This is a genomic window from Kitasatospora sp. NPDC057518 (genome assembly GCF_042802075.1).
GTDB lineage: Bacteria > Actinomycetota > Actinomycetes > Streptomycetales > Streptomycetaceae > Kitasatospora.
This window is the reverse complement of sequence record NZ_JBHVEU010000577.1, coordinates 1-652: the sequence shown is the minus strand read 5'-3', so window position 1 is coordinate 652 and position 652 is coordinate 1. Positions and strand designations below refer to the sequence as shown.

Sequence of the window (652 nt, the reverse complement as noted above, 5' to 3'; positions counted from 1 at the left end):
GCCCTCCTCCACGGCATCAAGGCCGGCGAGTTCGACCACCACGCCTGACGGTTCCTCTCCGCGCCCCTCGCCCTCCCCGAGGCGAGGGACACAACAGAAGACCCCATCCGATCTGCCAGGAAGGAACCGAAAGACAGCAATGCGAGAGTCCAACTGGCAGAAGTCCAGCTACAGCGGCGCGACCAATGAGTGCGTGGAGGTCCGTACGGTGAGCGGCGCGGTCGAAATCCGCGAGTCCGACGAGGGCCACCTCGTCCTCCACACCACCCCCACCGCCCTCGCCGCCCTCCTCCACGGCGCCAAGGCCGGCGAGTTCGACCACCACGCCTGACGGTTCCGCTCCGCGCCCCTCGCCCTCCCCAGGGCGAGGGGCGCAACAGAACACCCCATCCGATCTGCCAGGAAGGAACCGGAAGACACCGATGCGAGAGTCCAACTGGCAGAAGTCCAGCTACTCCGGCGCAAGCGACAACTGTGTCGAACTGCGGGCCGCAAACGAGATGGTCGAACTCCGCGAGTCCGACCAGGGCCACCTCACCCTCCGCACCACCCCCACCACCTTCGCCGCCCTCCTCCACGCCCTCAAAGCCGGCGAGTTCGACCACCACGCCTGAACCCGGGAGCGGCGCCGAACCGCTCGCGGTATTCCGCC

2 protein-coding genes are annotated in these 652 nt (G+C 67.9%); both read left to right on the top strand.

Annotation, left to right across the window (positions count from 1 at the left end):
- Positions 1-139: 139 nt before the first annotated feature.
- Positions 140-331, top strand: coding sequence for a DUF397 domain-containing protein (locus ACFU7Z_RS36355; RefSeq protein ID WP_380782313.1), 192 nt, complete (start codon positions 140-142; stop codon positions 329-331).
- 91 nt (positions 332-422) lie between these two features.
- Positions 423-614: a DUF397 domain-containing protein gene (locus ACFU7Z_RS36350; RefSeq protein WP_380782311.1), complete on the top strand. Its 192-nt coding sequence runs from the start codon at positions 423-425 to the stop codon at positions 612-614.
- Positions 615-652 lie beyond the last annotated feature (38 nt).